Annotated in this window: 18 protein-coding genes; 16 read left to right on the forward strand and 2 right to left on the reverse strand. The window is 73.5% G+C overall.

What is annotated here, in order from left to right; translation table 11 throughout:
• Nucleotides 1-12: 12 nt before the first annotated feature.
• Nucleotides 13-1,212, reverse strand: a complete 1,200-nt coding sequence (locus tag IE172_RS29200; RefSeq protein ID WP_190100332.1) for a helix-turn-helix domain-containing protein — start codon at nt 1,210-1,212, stop codon at nt 13-15.
• A gap of 96 nt (nt 1,213-1,308) precedes the next feature.
• On the opposite strand from IE172_RS29200, the gene IE172_RS29205 reads away from it, so the two are divergent.
• Nucleotides 1,309-3,000, forward strand: coding sequence for a cell division protein PerM (locus IE172_RS29205; protein ID WP_229886535.1), 1,692 nt, complete (start codon nt 1,309-1,311; stop codon nt 2,998-3,000).
• A gap of 95 nt (nt 3,001-3,095) precedes the next feature.
• On the opposite strand, the gene IE172_RS29210 is transcribed toward IE172_RS29205, so the two are convergent.
• Nucleotides 3,096-3,911 (reverse strand): hypothetical protein, encoded by an 816-nt coding sequence (locus tag IE172_RS29210; protein ID WP_190100334.1) that lies wholly within the window; start codon nt 3,909-3,911, stop codon nt 3,096-3,098.
• Nucleotides 3,912-4,298: 387 nt separating this feature from the next.
• On the opposite strand from IE172_RS29210, the gene purN reads away from it, so the two are divergent.
• The 15 genes from purN to IE172_RS29285 all read left to right on the forward strand — a co-directional run bounded on the left by purN (nt 4,299) and on the right by IE172_RS29285 (nt 19,006).
• On the forward strand, nt 4,299-4,937 hold the full coding sequence (gene purN / locus IE172_RS29215) for a phosphoribosylglycinamide formyltransferase (protein WP_190100335.1): 639 nt from the start codon (nt 4,299-4,301) through the stop codon (nt 4,935-4,937).
• Nucleotides 4,934-6,496 carry a bifunctional phosphoribosylaminoimidazolecarboxamide formyltransferase/IMP cyclohydrolase gene (purH, locus tag IE172_RS29220; RefSeq protein ID WP_190100336.1) on the forward strand — a complete coding sequence of 521 codons (1,563 nt, stop codon included), beginning with the start codon at nt 4,934-4,936 and terminating at the stop codon, nt 6,494-6,496. Before purN ends, purH begins: the two co-directional genes overlap by 4 nt.
• A 181-nt stretch (nt 6,497-6,677) precedes the next feature.
• Nucleotides 6,678-7,337, forward strand: coding sequence for a ScbR family autoregulator-binding transcription factor (locus IE172_RS29225; RefSeq protein WP_190100337.1), 660 nt, complete (start codon nt 6,678-6,680; stop codon nt 7,335-7,337).
• Nucleotides 7,338-7,541: 204 nt separating this feature from the next.
• Entirely contained in the window at nt 7,542-8,471 is a 930-nt protein-coding gene (locus tag IE172_RS29230; protein WP_190100338.1) for a helix-turn-helix transcriptional regulator, read from the forward strand.
• The gene (locus IE172_RS29235) at nt 8,468-9,289 is read left to right on the forward strand and encodes an MBL fold metallo-hydrolase (RefSeq protein WP_190100339.1); all 822 of its coding nucleotides are present in this window, start codon (nt 8,468-8,470) and stop codon (nt 9,287-9,289) included. Before IE172_RS29230 ends, IE172_RS29235 begins: the two co-directional genes overlap by 4 nt.
• A 272-nt stretch (nt 9,290-9,561) precedes the next feature.
• A complete protein-coding gene (locus IE172_RS29240; RefSeq protein ID WP_229886538.1) occupies nt 9,562-10,059 on the forward strand; it encodes a flavin reductase family protein in 498 nt (165 codons plus the stop codon).
• Nucleotides 10,060-10,089: 30 nt separating this feature from the next.
• Nucleotides 10,090-11,211 carry a Gfo/Idh/MocA family protein gene (locus IE172_RS29245; protein ID WP_190100341.1) on the forward strand — a complete coding sequence of 374 codons (1,122 nt, stop codon included), beginning with the start codon at nt 10,090-10,092 and terminating at the stop codon, nt 11,209-11,211.
• Nucleotides 11,212-11,292: 81 nt separating this feature from the next.
• Nucleotides 11,293-12,441 carry an LLM class flavin-dependent oxidoreductase gene (locus IE172_RS29250; protein WP_190100342.1) on the forward strand — a complete coding sequence of 383 codons (1,149 nt, stop codon included), beginning with the start codon at nt 11,293-11,295 and terminating at the stop codon, nt 12,439-12,441.
• A gap of 221 nt (nt 12,442-12,662) precedes the next feature.
• Entirely contained in the window at nt 12,663-13,319 is a 657-nt protein-coding gene (locus IE172_RS29255; RefSeq protein ID WP_190100343.1) for an AAA family ATPase, read from the forward strand.
• A 46-nt stretch (nt 13,320-13,365) separates the two neighbouring features.
• Nucleotides 13,366-14,163: an ATP/GTP-binding protein gene (locus IE172_RS29260; RefSeq protein ID WP_229886540.1), complete on the forward strand. Its 798-nt coding sequence runs from the start codon at nt 13,366-13,368 to the stop codon at nt 14,161-14,163.
• An 83-nt stretch (nt 14,164-14,246) separates the two neighbouring features.
• Nucleotides 14,247-15,713: an MFS transporter gene (locus IE172_RS29265; protein ID WP_229886542.1), complete on the forward strand. Its 1,467-nt coding sequence runs from the start codon at nt 14,247-14,249 to the stop codon at nt 15,711-15,713.
• A 122-nt stretch (nt 15,714-15,835) separates the two neighbouring features.
• Nucleotides 15,836-16,765: an AvrD family protein gene (locus tag IE172_RS29270; protein WP_190100344.1), complete on the forward strand. Its 930-nt coding sequence runs from the start codon at nt 15,836-15,838 to the stop codon at nt 16,763-16,765.
• Between the two features lie 119 nt (nt 16,766-16,884).
• The gene (locus IE172_RS29275) at nt 16,885-17,898 is read left to right on the forward strand and encodes a beta-ketoacyl-ACP synthase III (RefSeq protein ID WP_190100345.1); all 1,014 of its coding nucleotides are present in this window, start codon (nt 16,885-16,887) and stop codon (nt 17,896-17,898) included.
• Between the two features lie 69 nt (nt 17,899-17,967).
• Nucleotides 17,968-18,246: an acyl carrier protein gene (locus IE172_RS29280; protein WP_190100346.1), complete on the forward strand. Its 279-nt coding sequence runs from the start codon at nt 17,968-17,970 to the stop codon at nt 18,244-18,246.
• Nucleotides 18,236-19,006: an HAD family hydrolase gene (locus tag IE172_RS29285; RefSeq protein WP_190100347.1), complete on the forward strand. Its 771-nt coding sequence runs from the start codon at nt 18,236-18,238 to the stop codon at nt 19,004-19,006. The genes IE172_RS29280 and IE172_RS29285 overlap by 11 nt, the downstream gene beginning before the upstream one ends.
• Nucleotides 19,007-19,032 lie beyond the last annotated feature (26 nt).

The following is a 19,032-nucleotide window of genomic DNA, read 5'->3' on the forward strand; positions in this document are numbered from 1 at the left end:
CCCGGCGGCGGTTCATCCGGCCCGCGGCGTCAGCCGCTGCGTTCCGTGCGGCAGCTCCTCACGGAGGCTGTCCCGCAGCTCCCGCTGCTCCTGCGACAGCGGACCGGGCGCCACCCGCGGCGGCACGCCCCGGACCGTCTCCCCCGGAGGCACCGGCGGCTCGTACCGGGTGGGCGCCGTGTGCAGGGTGAGGGCCGTGGTGCCGATCAGGGCGACCGTGAAGGCGATGGCGGCCCTGGTCCAGAAGCGTGCCCGGCGCTCGCCGCCGCCGCGCACCGCGGGCGGCTCCGCCGCCCGCGGCCGGCCGGTGGAGCCCAGCTCGGCCAGCCGTCGGTGCAGCTCGCGCGGATCGGACAGTTCCGGCAGCCGAGCGGCGACGGTCTCCCGCGCGTGCACCAGCCGTCTGGCCGCCGCCTTGGTGGTGGCCTCGGTCTCCGCGGCCGTCTCCGGCAGACCGACACCGATCCCGTCGTACAGCAGCAGCGTGCGGCGGTACGGCGGCGGCAGGAGCAGCAGCGTCTCCAGGAGCGTGCGGTCGTCGTCATCGGACGGCGGAGGCTCGGGCCGCCGGTGACGGCGCCGGAACCGGTGCCACGGGGAGAGCGCCCACTCGTGCGCAGCCGCGCGCACCCAGCCGGCCGGGTCGGGGTCGCGGGCCACTTCGGGCCAGTGGTCCCAGGCCCGCTGGAAGGCGCGCTCCACCGACTCCAGCGCGAGGTCGCGGCGGCCGCCGAGCAGATACGTCTGCCGGACGAGGGCCGGGGCGCAGTAGGCGTACAGGGCGTCGAACGCCTGGGCGGGTGTCAGTCCGTCCGGGGCCTCCCCGGGGGCGGCCGGGGGCGCCTGGGTGAATGCCGACGGCTCCGGCGCGACACCGCCCGGGGGGCCGCCGGCCGGCTCGTCCGGACGCACCGTCACCACCGCCGCCGCGCCCTTTCTCCGCCGACGGCCCGGTGCGCGGTCCACGGCCCCGGCTCGCGCCTCCGCCCCCGGGCCGGGTGCCGGCGCCGGCCCGGTCAGCCCGGCCAGCAGCGTGGCGTACGCCTCCCGGGTCCGGCCGCGCGGGACGCTGCGGCCGGACTCCCACGCACGCACCGTCGCGGGCCGTACGCCCACCCGCGCGGCGACCTGAGCCCACGTCAGGGCGCCCGCCTCGCGCAGGCGTCGGCGTTCCGCGGGCGGGGGGAGCGGAGTGGCGGGACTCCGTGTCACTGGACACCCCTCCGTACGAAAAAGTACATAAACGTATATTGGGCGACACAGCGGGGCTTCGCCCGTTACACCGGGAAAGCGCGTGTCGTTGGGAGCATGGCGGGCGTGACGATGACCGCTCGCCGTTCCACACCGCCCGCCCTGCTCGTCCGGATGCGCGACCGCTCGCCCGGACTGGCCTCCGGCCTCCTCGGCGGTGCCCTCGCGGCCGGGCTCGGACTCGCGGCGTTCACCGTGCTGGTGATGCTGCTGTGGGTCAGCTCGCCGTACCCGGACAGCGGCCCCGGCGGCGCCCTGCACACCGCGGCGGCGCTCTGGCTGCTCGCCCACGGCGCCGAACTGGTCCGCGCCGGCACCCTCTCCGGAGCCCCCGTCCCGATGGGCCTCTCCCCGCTGCTGCTGCTCACGCTTCCGGTGTGGCTGCTGCACCGCGCGGCCCGCGACGCCGCGGACGGGGACGCGGGCGACGACGCCCCGCTGGTGCCCGGCCGTACGGCGCTGGCGGGCGTCGTCCTCGGCTACCTGGCCGTCGGCGTGCCCGCCGCGTGCTACGCCGCCGGCGGGGCGCTGCGGCCCGTGTGGGCGTCGGCCGCGGTGTGGGTGCCGCTGGTCGCGGTGGGGGCCGCCGGGACGGGCGTGTGGTCGGCGTACGGCCGCCCGAGCGGGCCGCTGGAACGCGTACTGGGCCGGGTGCTGCCCCGGGGCGCACGCCATCTGGTGCTCGGACCGGACGGACGCCCCGGGGTCGCGGCGCGCGCCGCGGCGGCCGGGGCGGCGGTGCTGGCCGGCGGCGGGGCGCTGCTCCTGGCGGTGTCGCTGGCCTGGCACGGGGAGGAGACGCGGGAGGCGTTCCTGGGACTGACCGAGGCCTGGTCGGGCCGGCTGGCCGTGCTGCTGCTCTGCGTCACCCTGGCGCCGAACGCCGCCGTCTGGGCCGCCGCCTACGCCCTCGGCCCCGGCTTCCTCCTCGGCGACGGCGTCCCGGTGACCCCGCTCGCCTCCGCCCCCGCCCCGCTGCTGCCGCCGTTCCCGCTGCTCGCGGCGGTACCGGACGCGGGGGCGGGAACGCCGTGGAACTGGGCGGCCGGGACGGTACCCCTGGCGGCCGGGGCGGTGACGGGGTGGTACGTCGGCCGGGGCGCCACGATCAGCGGACGCGCCCCGGCTCCCGTCTGGCCGGCCGGCCGGACCGCCGGGGCGGCGGCCCTGGCGGGCGTGCTCTGCGCGGTGGCGCTGTCCGCTCTCGCCGCACTCGCGGGCGGCCCGCTGGGGCCGGCGGCACTCTCCCGGTTCGGTCCGGTGTGGTGGCAGGTGGGAGCGGCGACCCTGGTGTGGGCCGGCGCGACGGCGATCGTCACGTCGCTGGCGGTACGGGTCTGGCGTGCCCGCCCGCGCCCCGGCGTCCCCGCGGTACACCTCCCGGCGCCGGCGGGACACCCCCGGCGCGGGGGCGGCGGACGCTTCCGCCTCCCGCGCCACGGCGCCGGCGGGCGGCCGGCCGCGACGGTCACGTCCCGCAAGCCGAAGGGGGACCCTGCCCCGGGCGGCGAGGACCCGGGCGAGCCGTACCTGTTCCTCGACCAGGAGTCGCCGGGGCGCCCCGCCCCGGAGCCGGGCGGCGGCGGTCCGGACGAGCCGTACCTGTTCCTCGACGAGGGCGCTCCGGACCGCACCGCCTCCGGCGCACACCGCCGGAGCACCGATCCGCGTCCGCCCGCGTCACCCGCGCACGGGGCGTCCGCCGTCCCGCACGCCGACGAGGGTCCTCCGTCACCGGAGCGCGGCTAGGGTCTGTCGTTCGGATCAGGCCGCAGGAAATCGCCGGTGCCTTGGACCCCCACGTCTGCGGTGTGATCCAAACGACAGGCCCTGGCCCCATGCGGTCACTCGCCTTCGCTCAGGAGGCCGCGGAGTTCCTTCGGCAGGAGGTCGCTGCAGCCGTCGCGCGCCTGCTGCGTGAGGGCGTCGTTGGTGCAGGTGTAGTAGTCGCTGTAGACCAGCTGGGCCGTGAACGACGCGGCGACCAGGGCGAGTGCCAGGGACGCCGTGACCAGACCGCTCACCGCGGCCGTGGTCTGCGGGCGGCCCTTCTGCTCGGGCGCCGGGGCGTCCGGGTCCTGTGCGCGGGGCTTGGCGCGCAGGGCGCTGATGGACCAGTACAGGGCGAGCGCGCCCAGCAGCAGCGCGACGTACGGCCAGTTGAAGAGGGCGAAGAAGAACGCCCACATGCCGGACAGCAGCGCGTACCGGGCCCGGCGCTGGGCCGGGTCCGTGGGGTCCCAGCGCGGGCCGGGAGCCTGCGGGCCGCCGCCCTGCCCCTCGGGGCGGCGCGGACGGTCCCCGAAACCGCCGGAGGAACGGCCGGGCTGCCGGTCGCTCCAGTTCCGGCCCCAGGGGGAGCGGCCGCCGCCCTCCCCGCCCGAGGGGTGCCTCGGCTGCCAGGGCCGGTCGGGAGTGCCCTCCGGCGGCGGCGCGAACGGATTGTCCTCCTGGGAACCCTGCGACCCCCGAGCGCCCTGTGCGTCCGGCGCGCCCCCGGTGCCCCGGGCGCCCTGGGTGTCGCGCTCGTCGTCACCGCCCCCGCCCCGGTGGGCGTCGGGCGCGGAGGAGGGGCGCTCCCGCAGCAGCACGGCGCCACGCTCCCCTCCCTGAGCCGACTGCTGAGGGAACGTGAGGAGTCGCAGGCTGCGGTCCGGCATCAAGTGAGCGTCTTCCCCTTAATGAAGCACGGCGTGGTCCGGCACGGCCGCCTCGCACGACGTATCGACTACGACTGAGCTGTGAGCTGGTGCGTTCCCGTCAGCTCTCCGCGGCCCGGGTCCGTCCTCCTGTGAACGCTCGGTGCGCGATACGCGTTCCCGCGCGCCACCGGCGATCCAGTCCCGGCGTTCCCGGACCGGCTCGTCCCAGACGCTACCTTCCGGCCGCGCCCCCGTCCCGTGGGGGCCGCCCGGTGTGCCGGTATCGTTGCTGACGGTCGGCCGCTTCGTAGGCTTCCCCGTATCCGGGGGCCCGAAGCATTCGTATGAATGTACAAAGCGCTGTGCAGCCGGCCGCGCAGACGCTCCCCGAGAAAGGGCCCCACCGTGGCCGCCAAGCCCGTGGCCGAGCGCGCCAGGCGTCTCGTCGTACTGGTCTCCGGATCCGGCACCAATCTGCAGGCGCTCCTCGACGAGATCACCGCCGTCGGCGCCGAGGCGTACGGAGCCGAGATCGTGGCCGTCGGCGCCGACCGCGAGGGCATCGAGGGGCTGGCCCGCGCCGAGCGCGCCGGGCTGCCGACCTTCGTGTGCCGGGTCAGGGACCACGCGACCCGGGAGGAGTGGGACGCGGCGCTCGCCGGGGCCGTCGCCGCCTACGAGCCCGACCTCGTCGTGTCCGCCGGGTTCATGAAGATCGTGGGGAAGGAGTTCCTCGCGCGCTTCGGCGGGCGGTTCGTCAACACCCACCCCGCGCTGCTGCCCAGTTTCCCCGGGGCCCACGGCGTGCGGGACGCGCTCGCGTACGGCGCCAGGGTCACCGGTTGCACCGTCCACTTCGTCGACGACGGCGTCGACACCGGGCCGATCATCGCGCAGGGCGTGGTGGAGGTCCGGGACGAGGACGACGAGAGCGCTCTGCACGAGCGCATCAAGGAAGTCGAGCGAAGGCTGCTCGTCGAGGTCGTGGGGCTCCTCGCCCGCAACGGCTATCGCATCGAGGGACGAAAGGTAGTTATCCAGTGACCGCCGAGAGCAACAAGCGGGCCATCCGACGGGCGCTCGTCTCCGTCTACGACAAGACCGGCCTCGAGGACCTCGCGCGGGGACTGCACGAGGCCGGCGTGGAGCTCGTCTCCACCGGCTCCACCGCCGCGAAGATCGCCGCCGCGGGCGTCCCCGTCACCAAGGTCGAGGAGCTCACCGGCTTCCCCGAGTGCCTGGACGGCCGCGTCAAGACCCTGCACCCCAAGGTCCACGCCGGCATCCTCGCCGACCTGCGCCTCGCCGACCACCAGCAGCAGCTCGAGGACCTCGGCGTGAAGCCGTTCGACCTCGTGGTCGTGAACCTCTACCCGTTCCGCGAGACCGTCGCCTCCGGCGCCACCCCCGACGAGTGCGTGGAGCAGATCGACATCGGCGGCCCGTCCATGGTGCGCGCCGCCGCGAAGAACCACCCGTCCGTCGCGGTCGTCACCAGCCCGGCGCGCTACGCCGACGTCCTCGCGGCCGTCCGCGACGGCGGCTTCGACCTCACCACCCGCAAGCGGCTCGCCGCGGAGGCCTTCCAGCACACGGCCGCCTACGACGTCGCCGTCGCCTCCTGGTTCGCCTCCGACTACGCCCCCGTGGACGAGTCGCGGTTCCCCGACTTCCTGGGCGCCACCTGGGAGCGCAAGAACACCCTGCGCTACGGCGAGAACCCGCACCAGCCGGCCGCCCTGTACGTGTCCGGGACGGGCGGCCTCGCCGAGGCAGAGCAACTGCACGGCAAGGAGATGTCGTACAACAACTACACCGACACGGACGCCGCCTTCCGTGCCGCGTACGACCACGACGCCCCGGCCGTCGCGATCATCAAGCACGCCAACCCGTGCGGCATCGCGACCGGCGCGGACGTCGCCGAGGCGCACCGCAAGGCGCACGCCTGTGACCCGCTGTCCGCGTTCGGCGGCGTGATCGCCGTGAACCGCCCGGTCAGCAAGGAGATGGCCGAGCAGGTCGCGGAGATCTTCACCGAGGTCATCGTCGCGCCGGACTACGAGGAGGGCGCCCTCGAGGCGCTCACCAAGAAGAAGAACATCCGCGTCCTGCGCGCCCCCGAGGCCCCGTCCGCCCCGGTCGAGGTCAAGCCGATCGACGGCGGCGCGCTGCTCCAGGTCACCGACCGCCTCCAGGCCGAGGGCGACGACCCGGCCGGCTGGACGCTGGCCACCGGCGAGGCCCTCTCCGAGGCGGAGCTGGCCGAGTTGGCCTTCGCCTGGCGGGCGTGCCGCGCGGTGAAGTCCAACGCGATCCTGCTCGCCAAGGACGGCGCCTCCGTCGGCGTCGGCATGGGCCAGGTCAACCGCGTCGACTCCGCGAAGCTGGCCGTCGAGCGGGCGGGCGCCGAGCGTGCGGCCGGTTCCTACGCCGCCTCGGACGCGTTCTTCCCCTTCCCCGACGGACTGGAGATCCTCACCGGGGCCGGCGTGAAGGCCGTGGTCCAGCCCGGCGGCTCGGTCCGCGACGAACTGGTCGTCGAGGCAGCGAAGAAGGCGGGCGTGACGATGTACTTCACGGGGACGCGGCACTTCTTCCACTGACACACGGAGCGGTTCGGCCGTCCGGGGGCGGCGCCGCGCGGAGACGCGCGGCGCCGCCCCCGTTGTCGTTCGGCGCCCCCATGGGTCGAAGGCCCGCGCTCCAGGTAACATACAGATCTACCTGTTTTTTTGGGTTCAACGTCCGGTTACCCGCCCGTCGCTCACCTCGGAGACTCCGTCCATGCCACGTCAGGAACGAGCCGTGCGGACCAGGGCGCTGCTGCTCAGGTCGGCCGCCGAATGCATCAAGGAGCACGGCTACGACGGCTCCAGCACCACGGAGGTGCTGCGACGGGCGGGCGTGACGCGGGGGGCGCTCTACTTCCACTTCCCCTCCAAGGAGGCGCTGGCCGACGCCATCGTCGAGTACCAGATGCCGCTGCTGCGGCCGCTGTCCGCGGACTGCCCCCTGCAGGCCGCCATCGACCTGACGCTGTCCTACGCGCGGCTGCTGCAGACGGACGTGATCCTCCAGGCCGCCGTGCGGCTCGCGACGGAGGAGACCTCCTACCATCCGGGCACCCGGCCCTACGTGTGGTCCCAGGAGACCGTCGGTGACCTGCTGCGACAGGCCCGGAACCGGGGCGAACTGCTGCCGCACACCGACACCGACGAGATCGCGGTCCTGGTCGTGGGGTCCTTCACCGGCATCCAGCTGCTGTCCCAGTTGTCCACCGGGCGGGCCGACCTGCTGTACCGCGTCTGCGTCCTGTGGCGGGCCGTGCTGCCCGGGATCGCCGCCCCCGGGCTGCTGCTGCGTCTGCGGACCGACGAGCAGCGGGCGGAGGAGCTGGAGCAGGCCGACCGGGCTCACGGCCGGGTGCCGTACGACGCGGGGTGACGCCGGAGGCACTCCGGGTGACGAGCGTCACACCCTCGAAACCCGTCGGCTGAAAATATTCGTCACACGGAAACAAACAGACGAGTAGGTTTGTTTAAGACGCCAGGCGGCACGGGGGAGCCGCACGACGCCGACACCTCCCCCTGCTCCGCCACGATCAGAAGGGGACCGCAACCGATGGGAAATGCTGCTTCCGCCAGGCGCGTGGCACCTCCGCACCTCCTCGAACTCGGCCGGTTCCTCATGGCGCGGCGGGCCGAGGTGTCCCCGAACCAGGTGGGCCTCCCGGACGCCGGCAAGCGCCGCACGCCGGGGCTGCGCCGGGAAGAGGTCGCGCTGCTCGCCGGCGTGGGCGTCTCCTGGTACACGTGGATCGAACAGGGCCGTGCCGAGAACGTGTCGGGCGAGGTGCTGGACTCCATCGCCCGGGTGCTCCGCCTCAGCGAGAACCAGCGGCTGTACCTGCGTCAGCTCGCCGGCGTACAGGCCGTGCCCCTGCTGCCGCAGGCTCCGCCGGAGGCGGAGGCCATGCGCCCGTTCGTCGAGAACTGGTGGCCCAACCCCGCGTACATCGCCGACCACGCGTGGAATGTCGTGGTGGCCAACGCGGCCGCCGAGACGCTCCTCGGCATGGGCGAGGAGCACTCGGGCTGCTCCCGCGTCGGTGAGGGGCGGGCTTCCGGAGCCCTCACGGGCCGGCGGCCGTACAACATCCTCCGGGAGTTCTTCACCAACGACGACGTCCGGTCCGCCTACCCCCTGTGGGAGAAGGTCGCCCCGAGCGTCGTGGCCCGCTTCCGCAGCCAGGCGGCGCTGCACATCGAGGACGCGGCGATCCCCGCGCTGGTGAGGGAACTGCGCGTCGCCAGCCCCCTGTTCGCGCAGCTGTGGGACCGGCACGAGGTGCTGGAGGACTCCTGCGGCCCCGAGGTGCTCACCCACGCGGCCGTCGGCGACCTGCACTTCACCCGGGCCACGCTCGACTTCACCCGCCGCATCGCCCTGCGGATGACGGTGTTCCTGCCCGCTCCGGGCACCGGAACGGAGGCGGCGCTGCGCAGGATGTCGCACCTGACGCTGGAGCGGCGGATGAGCGGCCTCGGCTCCGGCGACCTGGTGGGGGAGGCCCGGTGAGCACCGCGGTGAACCGCCATGTGACCGACCTGGTCCGCGTCGAGCTCGGCACGCACCGGCTGACCTACCTCCCGGACGGTCATGTCCAGCTGAACCCGCGGGCCTGGTTCCCCGACTCGCCCGAGGCGTTCTGGGCGGACCACGCCGGCCACCTCGACGAGGAGGGTTTCCTGCCGGCCTCGGTCGGAGCACTGCTCGTCGAGTACCGGGACCGGGCGATGCTCTTCGACACCGGCTTCGGACCGGCCCGCATCCCCGCGGAGCACACGATCCCGCCCCTGGGCCGGATCGAGGGCGGCGGCCTGCCGGACGCCCTCGCCGCCGCGGGGAGCACCTGGGAGGCGGTGGACACCGTGGCGTTCACCCACCTGCACGACGACCACGTCGGCTGGGCCGGGCAGGAAGGGCTGCGCGGGGCGCGGTTCGCGGCCTCGGCGGCGGAGTGGCGTGGGGCCCACCGGCGTCCGGCGGGGCAGCCGGTGGCCGTGGAGGACGGCCAGGAGGTGTTCCCCGGGGTCACGGCACTCGCCACTCCCGGGCACACCCCGGGCCACCTCTCGTACCTGATCCGCGGCGGGCCGGACGGACCGGACGCCGTGGTGGTCGGCGACGTGCTGCACTCGGCCCTGCAACTGGCCGACCTGACCTGGCGGGCGGCCTCCGACATCGACCCCGCCGAGGCCGTGCGCAGCCGTCACAAGGTGGTGGCGGAGCTCTCCCGGCCCGGCGTGACCGGCTTCGCCGGCCACTTCTCCGGCGCGGTGTTCGGACGGCTCTCCGCCTCCGGCAGCCGACTGCGGTGGCACCCGCTCGGCTGAGAACACCTCTCCCGCACGGAAGACCACGACCCCGACGGCCGCCGGTTCCCGGCGGCCGTCCGCCGTGTCACGCGCTCCCGCGACGCCGCCGGGCGGGACACCGCACGCCGTCGCGTCCGCGCCCCCGCACAGCCCGGGTCCCGCGGATATTCCCCGTCCGGGGACAGATGGCCGTTCCCTTCTGTTGGCGCGACCAATATGTTCCTTGCGCACTGGTAGGGCGCCGGGGCCCGGCTGAGCCTGGAGGCATGTCCTCAACGGTTGTTACCCCGATGTCCTCCACGGCACCGGTCGAACCGCGGCGGCTGCGCACCGTCGCCGGACGGTTCACCACCGGAGTGGTGGCCGTGACGGCACTGCGTGGCAGCGACGGCGCCCCGGCAGGGCTGGCCGTCAACTCGTTCACCTCGGTGTCCCTGGACCCGCCGCTCGTCCTGTTCTGCGTCGGCAGGACCAGCAGCAGCTGGCCCGACGTCCGGTCCGCCGGCCGGTTCTGCGTGAACATCCTCGGCGAGGCCCAGCGCGATCTCAGCGCCCGTCTCGCGACCAGCGGCACCGACAAGTTCGGCGGCGTCTCCTGGCAGCCCTCGCCCGGCGGGGCGCCGGTGCTCGACGGCTCGATCGGCTGGATCGAGTGCTCGGTCGAGGAGGAGATACCCGCCGGCGACCACGACGTGGTGATAGCCCGCGTCCATGACCTGGACACCCACCAGGAGGACGCGCCGCTGCTGTTCTTCGGCGGCCTGTACGGGCGTTACGCCCGGCTCTGACCCCGTTTCACAGGAAAGGACGATGCATTCGTGAAGCACACAGCGGCCCCGCTCGGCGTGGGGATCGTCGGACTCAGCGCGGACGGCGGCTGGGCGGCACGCGGTCACCTGCCCGCGCTGAGGGCCGTCGAAGGATACGAACTGCGTGCGCTGACGGCGTCCACACCCGATTCCGCGCGCAAGGCCGCCGCGGCGTTCGGCCTGCCCGAGTCGGCCGCCGGCACCGACGCCGCCGCCCTCGCCGCCCGGGACGACGTCGACCTGGTGGTGATCACCGTCCGGGTGCCCCGCCACCGGGAGCTGATCCTGCCCGTGCTGGAGGCCGGGAAGACGGTGCTCAGCGAGTGGCCCCTGGGCAACGGCCTGGCCGAGGCCGAGGAACTCGCGGCGCTGGCGGCCGGGACGGGCACGCGGACGGCGGTGGGCCTGCAGGCCCGTTCCGCTCCCGTGGTCCGCTACCTCCGGGACCTCGTCGCGGGCGGCTTCGTCGGTGAGGTGCTGTCCACCACCCTGGTGGGATCCGGCGGCGGCTGGGGCCCCGCGGTGGCGGAACGCGCCGCGTACACCGCGGACCGGGCCAACGGCGCCACGCTGCTGACCGTCCCCTTCGGGCACACCCTGGACGCGCTGACGATGGTGCTGTCCGGTTTCGCGACGGTGACCGCCACCACGGCGACGCGGCGCCCCCGGGTACGGATCGCCGAGACCGGCGCCCCGCTGCCCATGACCGCCGAGGACCAGATCGCCGTGACCGGGCGCCTGGAGAGCGGGGCGGTCGCCTCCCTGCACTACCGGGGCGGCTCGTCGCGCGGCACCAACCTGCTGTGGGAGATCAACGGCACCGAGGGCGACCTGGTGCTGACCGGCGACTCCGGCCACCTGCAGTTCGGCCAGGCGGAACTCCGCGGCGCCCGGGGCGACCGGCGCGAGCTGCGCCCGCTGCCCGTGCCCCGCGACTACCTGGCGCCGGACGGCCTCGACCGCCTCGCGGCCGTCGACGGGCCCGCCGGCGTCGTCGCCCACGCCTACCACCAGTTGCGCGCCGACCTGCGGGATGGCACGTCCGTCGTGCCGGACTTCGCGCACGCCGCCGTGCACCACCGGCTGCTGGACCGCATCACCCGCGCGGCGGAGACCGGCACCGCGCGGTAACCCCCCGCCCCGGCGCACCCGAGCCGCGCTCGCCCGGCGCACGACGGTGGCCGCCACCCCCCTTCCTACGACAGGAGAACCATGCACACCGGCTTCGGAGCCTTCCTCTCCCCCCTCCACGCGCCCGGACAGGACCCGCACCTGACCATCCGCCGTGACCTCCGGCTCGTCGAGCACCTCGACGAGCTCAACTTCGACGAGTGCTGGTTCGGCGAGCACCACTCCCTGTCCTGGCCCACGATCGGCGCCCCGGAGACGATGATCGCGGCCCTCGCCGAGCGGACCCGGCAGATCAAACTGGCCAACGGGGTGGTGACCCTGCCCTTCCACCACCCGTTCCACGTCGCGACCCGGGCGATCATGCTGGACCACCTGACGCGCGGCCGGTACATCCTCGGTGTCGGCCCCGGCGCCACCCCCAACGACGCCCACATGCTCGGACTCGACCTGGGCGAGCTGAAGCGCATGGCCCGCGAGGCCGTCCCCACCGTCGTCGAACTGGTCAACGGCGAGGAGCGGATCAGCGAGAAGACGGACTGGTACACGCTCCAGGACGCCAAGATGCAGCTGCCGCGCTACAGCAAGCCCGGCATCGAGATCGCCGTCTCCAGTGTCGGGACCCCCAACAGCCCCCAGATCGCGGGCAAGTACGGCCTCGGCCTGCTCTCCTTCGGAGCGCCGCCGCCCGGCTGGCCGGCCGTCGACCTGGCCCGGCAGTGGAGCTACGCCGAGGAGTCGGCCGAGGAGCACGGCCGGACCGTGGACCGCCGCAACTGGCGCATCGCCGTGCCCCTCCACATCGCCGAGACCCGCGAGGAGGCCTTCCGCGACGCCCGCGACGGGTTCGGCCAGTGGCTGCACGGCTACTGGGGCGAGGCGGTCGGCGCCGATGTCCTGGGCGGCCTCGAGGGCGTGCCGGAATCCCGCCACCTGGAGGCGACCGTCGAACAGGGCCGGGCCGTCGTCGGGTCGGTCGAGGACGCGGTGGAGGCGATCCGGCACCTGCAGGAGACCACCGGCGGCTTCGGCACGCTCCTCACCTACGTCGTCAACTGGGCCTCCTTCGAGAAGGTGAAGCGCAGCTTCGAACTGCTGGCGACCGAGGTGGCGCCCCGGTTCACGGGCTCCGCCGACCGAGGTCTGGAGTCGGTGCGGTGGAGCACCGAGAACCGGGCCCTGTTCCCGCACACCGAACCGCTGCGCGCGCGCCTGGCCGCGGGCACCCGCTGACCGGACCCCTCACCCGCTCCCCCTCCCAGCGCCCGGCACGCCGGCCCACCGGCATGCCGGGCGCGCCGGTGTTGCGGAATTGTCAATTCCATGTTCCGTTCCTTCGTAATGACGTACCGTGTGGTCGCGGTTTCGATTCCGGATTCCCGGCATCCTGTTGGTCGTGGCAATAGCGTTGATGGCCACTGGTTCGAGCCAAAGTCCCCTGTGATGCTTGATCCGTGACGAAACGAATCGCCGTCGTAGGCGCCTACGGATCGGGAAAGACCACGCTTTCCACGGCGCTCTCGCATCTGACCGGACTGCCCCGCACCCACGGTTCGCCCATGCGGGAGCCGATCGGGGGCGAGGGCCGCAGTGTGCACAACTGGACCGACGGGCAGCTCGTGCAGCTCACCGTGAACCGCTACGCGGAGCGCCTGCTCGGCGAGGCGGCCCACCCGGAGGGCTTCGTGTCCGACGGTTCGGTGGTGCACGAGTGGGTGTACGCCAAACTCCGCCTGGTGGCCGGCTCCTGTCCGGGCACGTGCACCCCGCTCGAGGACCGGCACCGCAGCACCACGACGGCCGCGCTCGAAGCGGCGGTGGACGACATCGGCCTGCTGATGAAGCACCACGCCGGCACCGCCTACCAGGCGTTCGTGCACGTGCCGGTGGAGTTCGGGCTGGCACCGGACAACCGCCCGGTCAGCGAGAACTTCCGGTACCTGTCCGACTCCCTGCTGCTGCCCGCCCTGGAGGCCACGGGCGTCCCCGTGCACACCGTCCACGGCGACGTGGCCGAGCGCCTCGCCCAGACCGTCAAGCACCTGGGGCTCCAGGACGCGACGGTCATGACGGCCGAGGAGGCCGCCGCACTCGCCGCCCCCACCCGCTGACCCACCCACCGAGCCCCGTGGCTCCCTTTCGTGAAGGTGACCATCTGTGTCCGCGCTCGAAGTACCCAGTTTCAAGGAAAACCCCAAGCTGAAGCTCGCCATTTCCGGCACGTACTCGACGGGTAAATCGACGACGACCGAGGCTCTTTCCATAGCCACCGGAATACCGCGTACGCACGCCAAGACGTCCCGCGAACTGCTGGTGGACCTCGTTCCCGGTAAAACCGTCATGGAACTCAACGCCATGGAACTCGTGAAACTCGGACTGCGCCGTTTCGAGGAGCGCGTGCACAACGAGTCGAGCGGTGACGCGTTCATCTCCGACGGCGGCGTGTTCCACGAGTGGGTGTATTTCGAGGCGCGGATGCGCGTCGGCATCAACCCCGGCGCCGACTGGTGGTTCAAGGGCATCAAGAAGGTCATGGGCCTGCCGGTGAAGCACTTCTACCAGCGCTACACCGACACCCTGGGCGACATCACCCGCGCCCGCGCCAAGCGGATCTACGACGCCTACGTGCACCTGCCGGTGGAGTTCGACATGGAACCCGACGGCCACCGGCCCGTCTCCGAGAAGTTCCGCCGCCTCTCCGACGATCTGCTCATCGAGGCGCTGGAGCGGATGGACATCCCCTACCGCGTCGTCGGCGGTCCCATCCCGGACCGGATCGAGAAGATCGTCAAGCTCTTCGACCTGCCGGTGGTGGTCCCCATCGAGGAGGCCATCGAGGAGGCGCAGCGCCGCGTCAAGGCCGACATCGAGGACCTCAAGGCCGACGCCCGCTTCCACGAGGCCCAGCGCCAGAAGAGCCTGGCCCGCCGCGTCGCGTACGCACTGCGCTACTGACCCGCGCCGTCCCCGCCCGCCCCTCGACGGGGCACTGACTTCCCCTTCCCGTCCCCCCGACGTCAACCACGAAAGGAACCGGCGTGTCCGGCATCAACTCGACACGGCCGCGTCATCTGGGAGCGGTGCTCGCACTGCTCGCGTTCGCCCAGATGATCATTGCGATCGACTACAACATCGTCTTCGTCTCCCTGCCGGAGATCGGAGAGAACCTCGGCTTCGGCGCCCAGGACCTCCAGTGGGTGGTCTCCGCCTACGCCGTCGCCTTCGGCGGATTCCTGCTGCTCGGCGGCCGGGCCACCGACCTCTTCGGCCGCAAGCGGATGTTCGTCCTCGGCCTCTTCCTGTACGCGGCGTCCTCCCTCGCGGGCGGATTCGCCGAGGACCCCTGGCTGCTCATCGCGGCCAGGGCCGTGCAGGGCCTGGGCGGCGCGTTCCTCGCGCCGGCGACCCTCTCCCTGGTCACCACGCTCTTCGCGGAGGGCGCCGAGCGCAACCGCGCCCTGTCCGTCTGGGGCGGTGCCGGCGGCTCCGGCATGGTGCTGGGCTCGATCCTCGGCGGTCTGCTCACCGACGCCTTCGGCTGGCCCTCGGTCTTCTACGTCAACGTGCTGCTGGCCGGCGCCGCCATGTTCGTGGCGATGTGGCTGCTGCCCGACGACAGCCCGCAGGCCGGCGGCGGCTTCGACCTGCCGGGCGCCGTCACCGGCACCGTCGCCTCCACGCTGTTCGTCTTCGCCCTCGTCCAGGGTCCCGAGGCGGGCTGGGGCTCCGGCCAGGTCCTGGCGGCGCTCGGCGTGGCCGTCGTCACCTTCGCGCTGTTCCTGGTCATCGAGAGCCGGAGCGCGGCCCCCATGGTGCCGCTGCGGCTGTTCGGCAACCGCAACCTGTCCACCGGCGCCGGCATCACCTTCCTGTTCATGGCCACCTTCGGCGCGCTGGCCTACTTCCTCACCCAGTACTGGCAGACCGTTCAGGGATACAGCGCCTGGACCACGGGCTTCGCCTTCGCGCTGCCGTCCGGCAGCGTCCTGGTCGGCACCATCGTGGGCGGCAAGTGGGCCACCAGGTTCGGTGTGCGCAACACGCTGTTCATCGGCCTGACCATGGGCCTGGCCGGCACCGTCGTCCTCGCGCTCACGATGGGCCAGGACGCCTCGTACGCTCTGATCGCGCCGTCGCTGTTCGTGCTCTCGCTGGGCCAGGGCATCGTCTTCACCACCATGTTCGCCGCGGCCACGACCGGAGTGCAGCCGGCCGACCAGGGCATCGGCTCGGGCATCGCGACGACCGGTCAGCAGATCGGCGGAGCCGTCGGTCTGGCCGTGCTGATCGCCATCGCCAACGCCGCCGGCGGCGACACCAAGGACGCCGGGCAGCTGATGGACGGCGTCACCACCGCCACCTGGGCGATCGCCGTCGGCATCGCGCTCACGTTCCTGGTGGTGCTCAACTTCAAGAAGCCGGCCGGGGGCGACACCGTCGACCCCGCCGAGACCGAGCCGGTCGCAGGCACCGCGGAGCCCGTCCAGGTCACCCGGACCGCCTGAGCACCGCTCGCACCTGGACGCCGGCGATACCCGGTCCACTGTCGCGGAGGGTCCCGGGCATCGCCGTCGCCGTTCAACGGCCCCCGCCCCGAGGGGTGTCGGCCGCCTACGAAGGAAACTCTATGACTACGGCAGCACCTCTCGTCACCCTGGGCACCGTGGACGACTTCCTCGGTGCCAGGGAAGGACGGTTCTTCGGAGAAGGATTCAAACGGGTCCACCACTCGCTCACCGGCCTCACGGTCGACGACCGGGGCGTCACCGCCACCGCCGGCCTGGAGATCCCGGGCGCCTGGTCCCGCAAGGGCGACAGCACCCAGCGGCCCCACCTGTCCACCATCGACGCCATGCTGTACGGCGCTCAGCTCGCCGGACTGCACGCGGCGCACACCCGCGGCCTCGGCCCGGACGCGCCGTTCACCGTCCGGTCGCTGACGATCAAGGCCGGCAACACGCCGCAGGAGGACGGCCTCGACACGTTCGCGGTCTCGGGCCGGCTCCTGGACACGGCCGACGACGGCACGACGACCATGGAATGCCGGGTGGGCCTGCTGACCGTGCGGGTCGAGACGACCGCCGGCACACCCGAGGCGGCCCGCCCGCACCCCGGCACCGCCTCCTACGCGAACGCCGCCGCCCTGCCCGGACCCTGGAACGACGCGCCCTTCGGCGTCCCGCACCGTGACCGGCGGCAACTGCTCACCTCCGTCGACGTGCTCCCGGACGCCTCGCTGGCCCGCGCCGACCTCACCCTCGCACCGGACGGGCCGGCGTCGATGATCGACCTGTTCGTCGCGGCCCTGCAGCTCGGTCAGGTCCTGCTCTACTCGCTGGACGGCGTGGCCCGGGCCGACAGCAACACGCTGTGGATGCGGCGCACCGCCATCCGCCCCGCGCCCGGCGCCACCGCGGCGGACGGCCGGTTCGAGGTACGCCTGCGGGAGCCGCGGCTGCTGCACAGCGGCCGGGGCACCTGGCGCAGCGCGGAGGTCGTCACCGACCACGCCGGTCTCCGGCTGAGCTGCGCCGTCGCGCACCTGCTCCCCGCCTGAGCGCCGGACGAGCGCCCCACCACCGGAGCCGACCGCTCCGATCCCACGTTTGCGTCCTCGGCCGCAGCCGCACATCACCGGCCCCGGCGGCCCACGGCCCTTCACGGGAGGCGAGAGACATGTCCCTGACCGCCGTACTCACCGGACTCGGCGCCTACCTTCCCCCGCGTCGCGTCAGCAACGAAGAACTCGCGGACCGTTTCGACACCACCGAAGAATGGATCACCTCCAGAACCGGCATACGCAGCCGGCGCTGGGCGGACCCCGGCACCTCCACCGGCGACCTCGCCGTGGAGGCCGGGCACCGCGCGCTGAAATCCGCGGGCATCGACCCGGAGCCCGGCGCGGTCGACCTCGTGGTCCTGGCGACCACCACACCCGACCACCTCTGCCCGGCCACCGCGCCCGACGTCGCGGCCCGGCTCGGCCTCGCCGGAGCGGCGGCGTTCGACATCAGCGCGGTCTGCTCCGGGTTCGTCTACGCGCTGGAGACCGCGGCCAACGCCATCGGCGCCGGACGGGCGGCCACCGTCCTGGTCATCGGCGCCGAGACCTACTCGACCATCCTCAACCCGGCCGACCGCACCACCTCCGTGATCTTCGGGGACGGGGCGGGCGCGGTCGTCCTCACCGCGGGCGACGCGGACCGGCCCGGAGCGCTGCACGGCTTCGAGCTCGGCTCCGACGGAACGCAGAAGGACGTCATCCGCATCCCGGCCGGAGGCTCGCGGCAGCGCGCCGCCCTGACCGAACCGGCTCCCGGCGACGAGTACTTCACGATGGAGGGCCGCAAGGTCTTCGTGTCGGCCGTGCAGCGCATGAGCGAGTCGTCGCGCTCGCTGCTCGACCGGATCGACTGGCCGGTCGACAGCCTCGGCCACCTGGTCGGTCACCAGGCCAACGTCCGCATCCTGCGGGCGGTCGCCGAACAGCTCGGCGTCCCCGCCGAGCGGGCGGTGGTCAACCTCGACCAGGTCGGCAACACCTCGGCCGCGTCCATCCCCCTCGCCCTCGCGGACGCCGCGGCCTCCGCCTCCCTCACCGTGGGGGAGCGGGTGCTGCTCACCGCCTTCGGCGGCGGCCTCACCTGGGGCTCCGCCGCGCTCACCTGGCCCGACGTCGTACCCGCCTGAACCCGCCCGGCCGTCCCCCACGCCCCGCGGCCGTACTCCACGCCCGCCCGACCGAACGAGAAGGACACCATGACCGCACCGACCACCGCCGGCAGCCACCTCGCGCCGGACGACCTCACCCACGCCGTGCTCGCCCTCGTCCGCGACAAGTTCGAGGCCCCGCGGGACACCACCGCCACCACGCCGTACGCGGACATGGACTTCGACTCCCTCGTCCTGCTGGAGCTCGCGGTGCACCTGTCCAAGGTGTACGGGGTGGAGGTCACCGACGACGAGATACTCGACGCCGCGAACGTCGCCGAGACCGCCAGGCTGCTCACCGCCAAGGGCGTGCACGGTGCCGGCTGACGGCCCGGGAGGCGCCCCGGGTGCGGCGTTCTTCGACGTCGACGGCACGCTGACCACCGGGACCACGCTGTTCCGGTTCCTCCGGTACCGCTTCGCCGCCGAAGGCCGCCCCCCGCAGGCCTACACCCAGGAGCGGCAGCGGCTGCGCGCCATGACCGAAGCGGGCGTCTGCCGGTCACTGACCAACCGCGCCTACTTCGCCGGCTACGCCCACCTCAGCGCCTCCTACGTGAGGGACCTGGCCGAGGAGTGGTTCCGCGCGGAGCTGGCGACGGGCGGATTCCTGCACGCGGCGGCCGTCGCCGAACTGCGCCGGCACCAGGCGGCGGGGGAGCCCGTGGTGCTCGTCTCGGGCTCCTTCCCCGCGCTGCTCGCCCCGCTCGCCCGTCTGCTGGGCGTGGACGCGGTCCTGGCGACGCAGCCCGAGATCGTCCTCGGCCACTACACCGGCGACGCCGCGGTCACCATGATCGGGAGCACCAAGGCCGAAGCGGTCCGGTCCTGGTCCGCCGGGCACGGCGTCGAACCGGCCGCCACCACCGCGTACGGCGACCACGCCTCGGACCTGCCCATGTTGCGGGCCGCGGGCCGGGGCGTGGTCGTCGGCGGCGACCGGGAGATGCGGGCCGTCGCCGCGCGGGAGGGCTGGCGTCTGCTCCCCGCCGCGCCGGAGGCGCCGCCGCAGCGGCTCCCCGGGGCCCGGTGGCCGGCGCGGCCACGGCCCGCCCCCGTCCGGGCTTCCGCCCACACCCCTCAGTGACACCCCACCCGCAGGCCTCACCGGCC

It is taken from the genome of Streptomyces griseoflavus (assembly GCF_014649995.1).
Classification (GTDB): Bacteria; Actinomycetota; Actinomycetes; order Streptomycetales; family Streptomycetaceae; genus Streptomyces; species Streptomyces griseoflavus.

Coding starts and splice junctions, on each gene's coding strand:
- IE172_RS29205 (WP_229886535.1), top strand. CDS start 1,309: ATGGCGGGCGTGACGATGACCGCTCGCCGTTCCACACCGCCCGCCCTG.
- IE172_RS29210 (WP_190100334.1), bottom strand. CDS start 3,911: ATGCCGGACCGCAGCCTGCGACTCCTCACGTTCCCTCAGCAGTCGGCT.
- IE172_RS29225 (WP_190100337.1), top strand. CDS start 6,678: ATGCCACGTCAGGAACGAGCCGTGCGGACCAGGGCGCTGCTGCTCAGG.
- IE172_RS29240 (WP_229886538.1), top strand. CDS start 9,562: ATGTCCTCCACGGCACCGGTCGAACCGCGGCGGCTGCGCACCGTCGCC.
- IE172_RS29250 (WP_190100342.1), top strand. CDS start 11,293: ATGCACACCGGCTTCGGAGCCTTCCTCTCCCCCCTCCACGCGCCCGGA.
- IE172_RS29270 (WP_190100344.1), top strand. CDS start 15,836: ATGACTACGGCAGCACCTCTCGTCACCCTGGGCACCGTGGACGACTTC.
- IE172_RS29275 (WP_190100345.1), top strand. CDS start 16,885: ATGTCCCTGACCGCCGTACTCACCGGACTCGGCGCCTACCTTCCCCCG.
- IE172_RS29280 (WP_190100346.1), top strand. CDS start 17,968: ATGACCGCACCGACCACCGCCGGCAGCCACCTCGCGCCGGACGACCTC.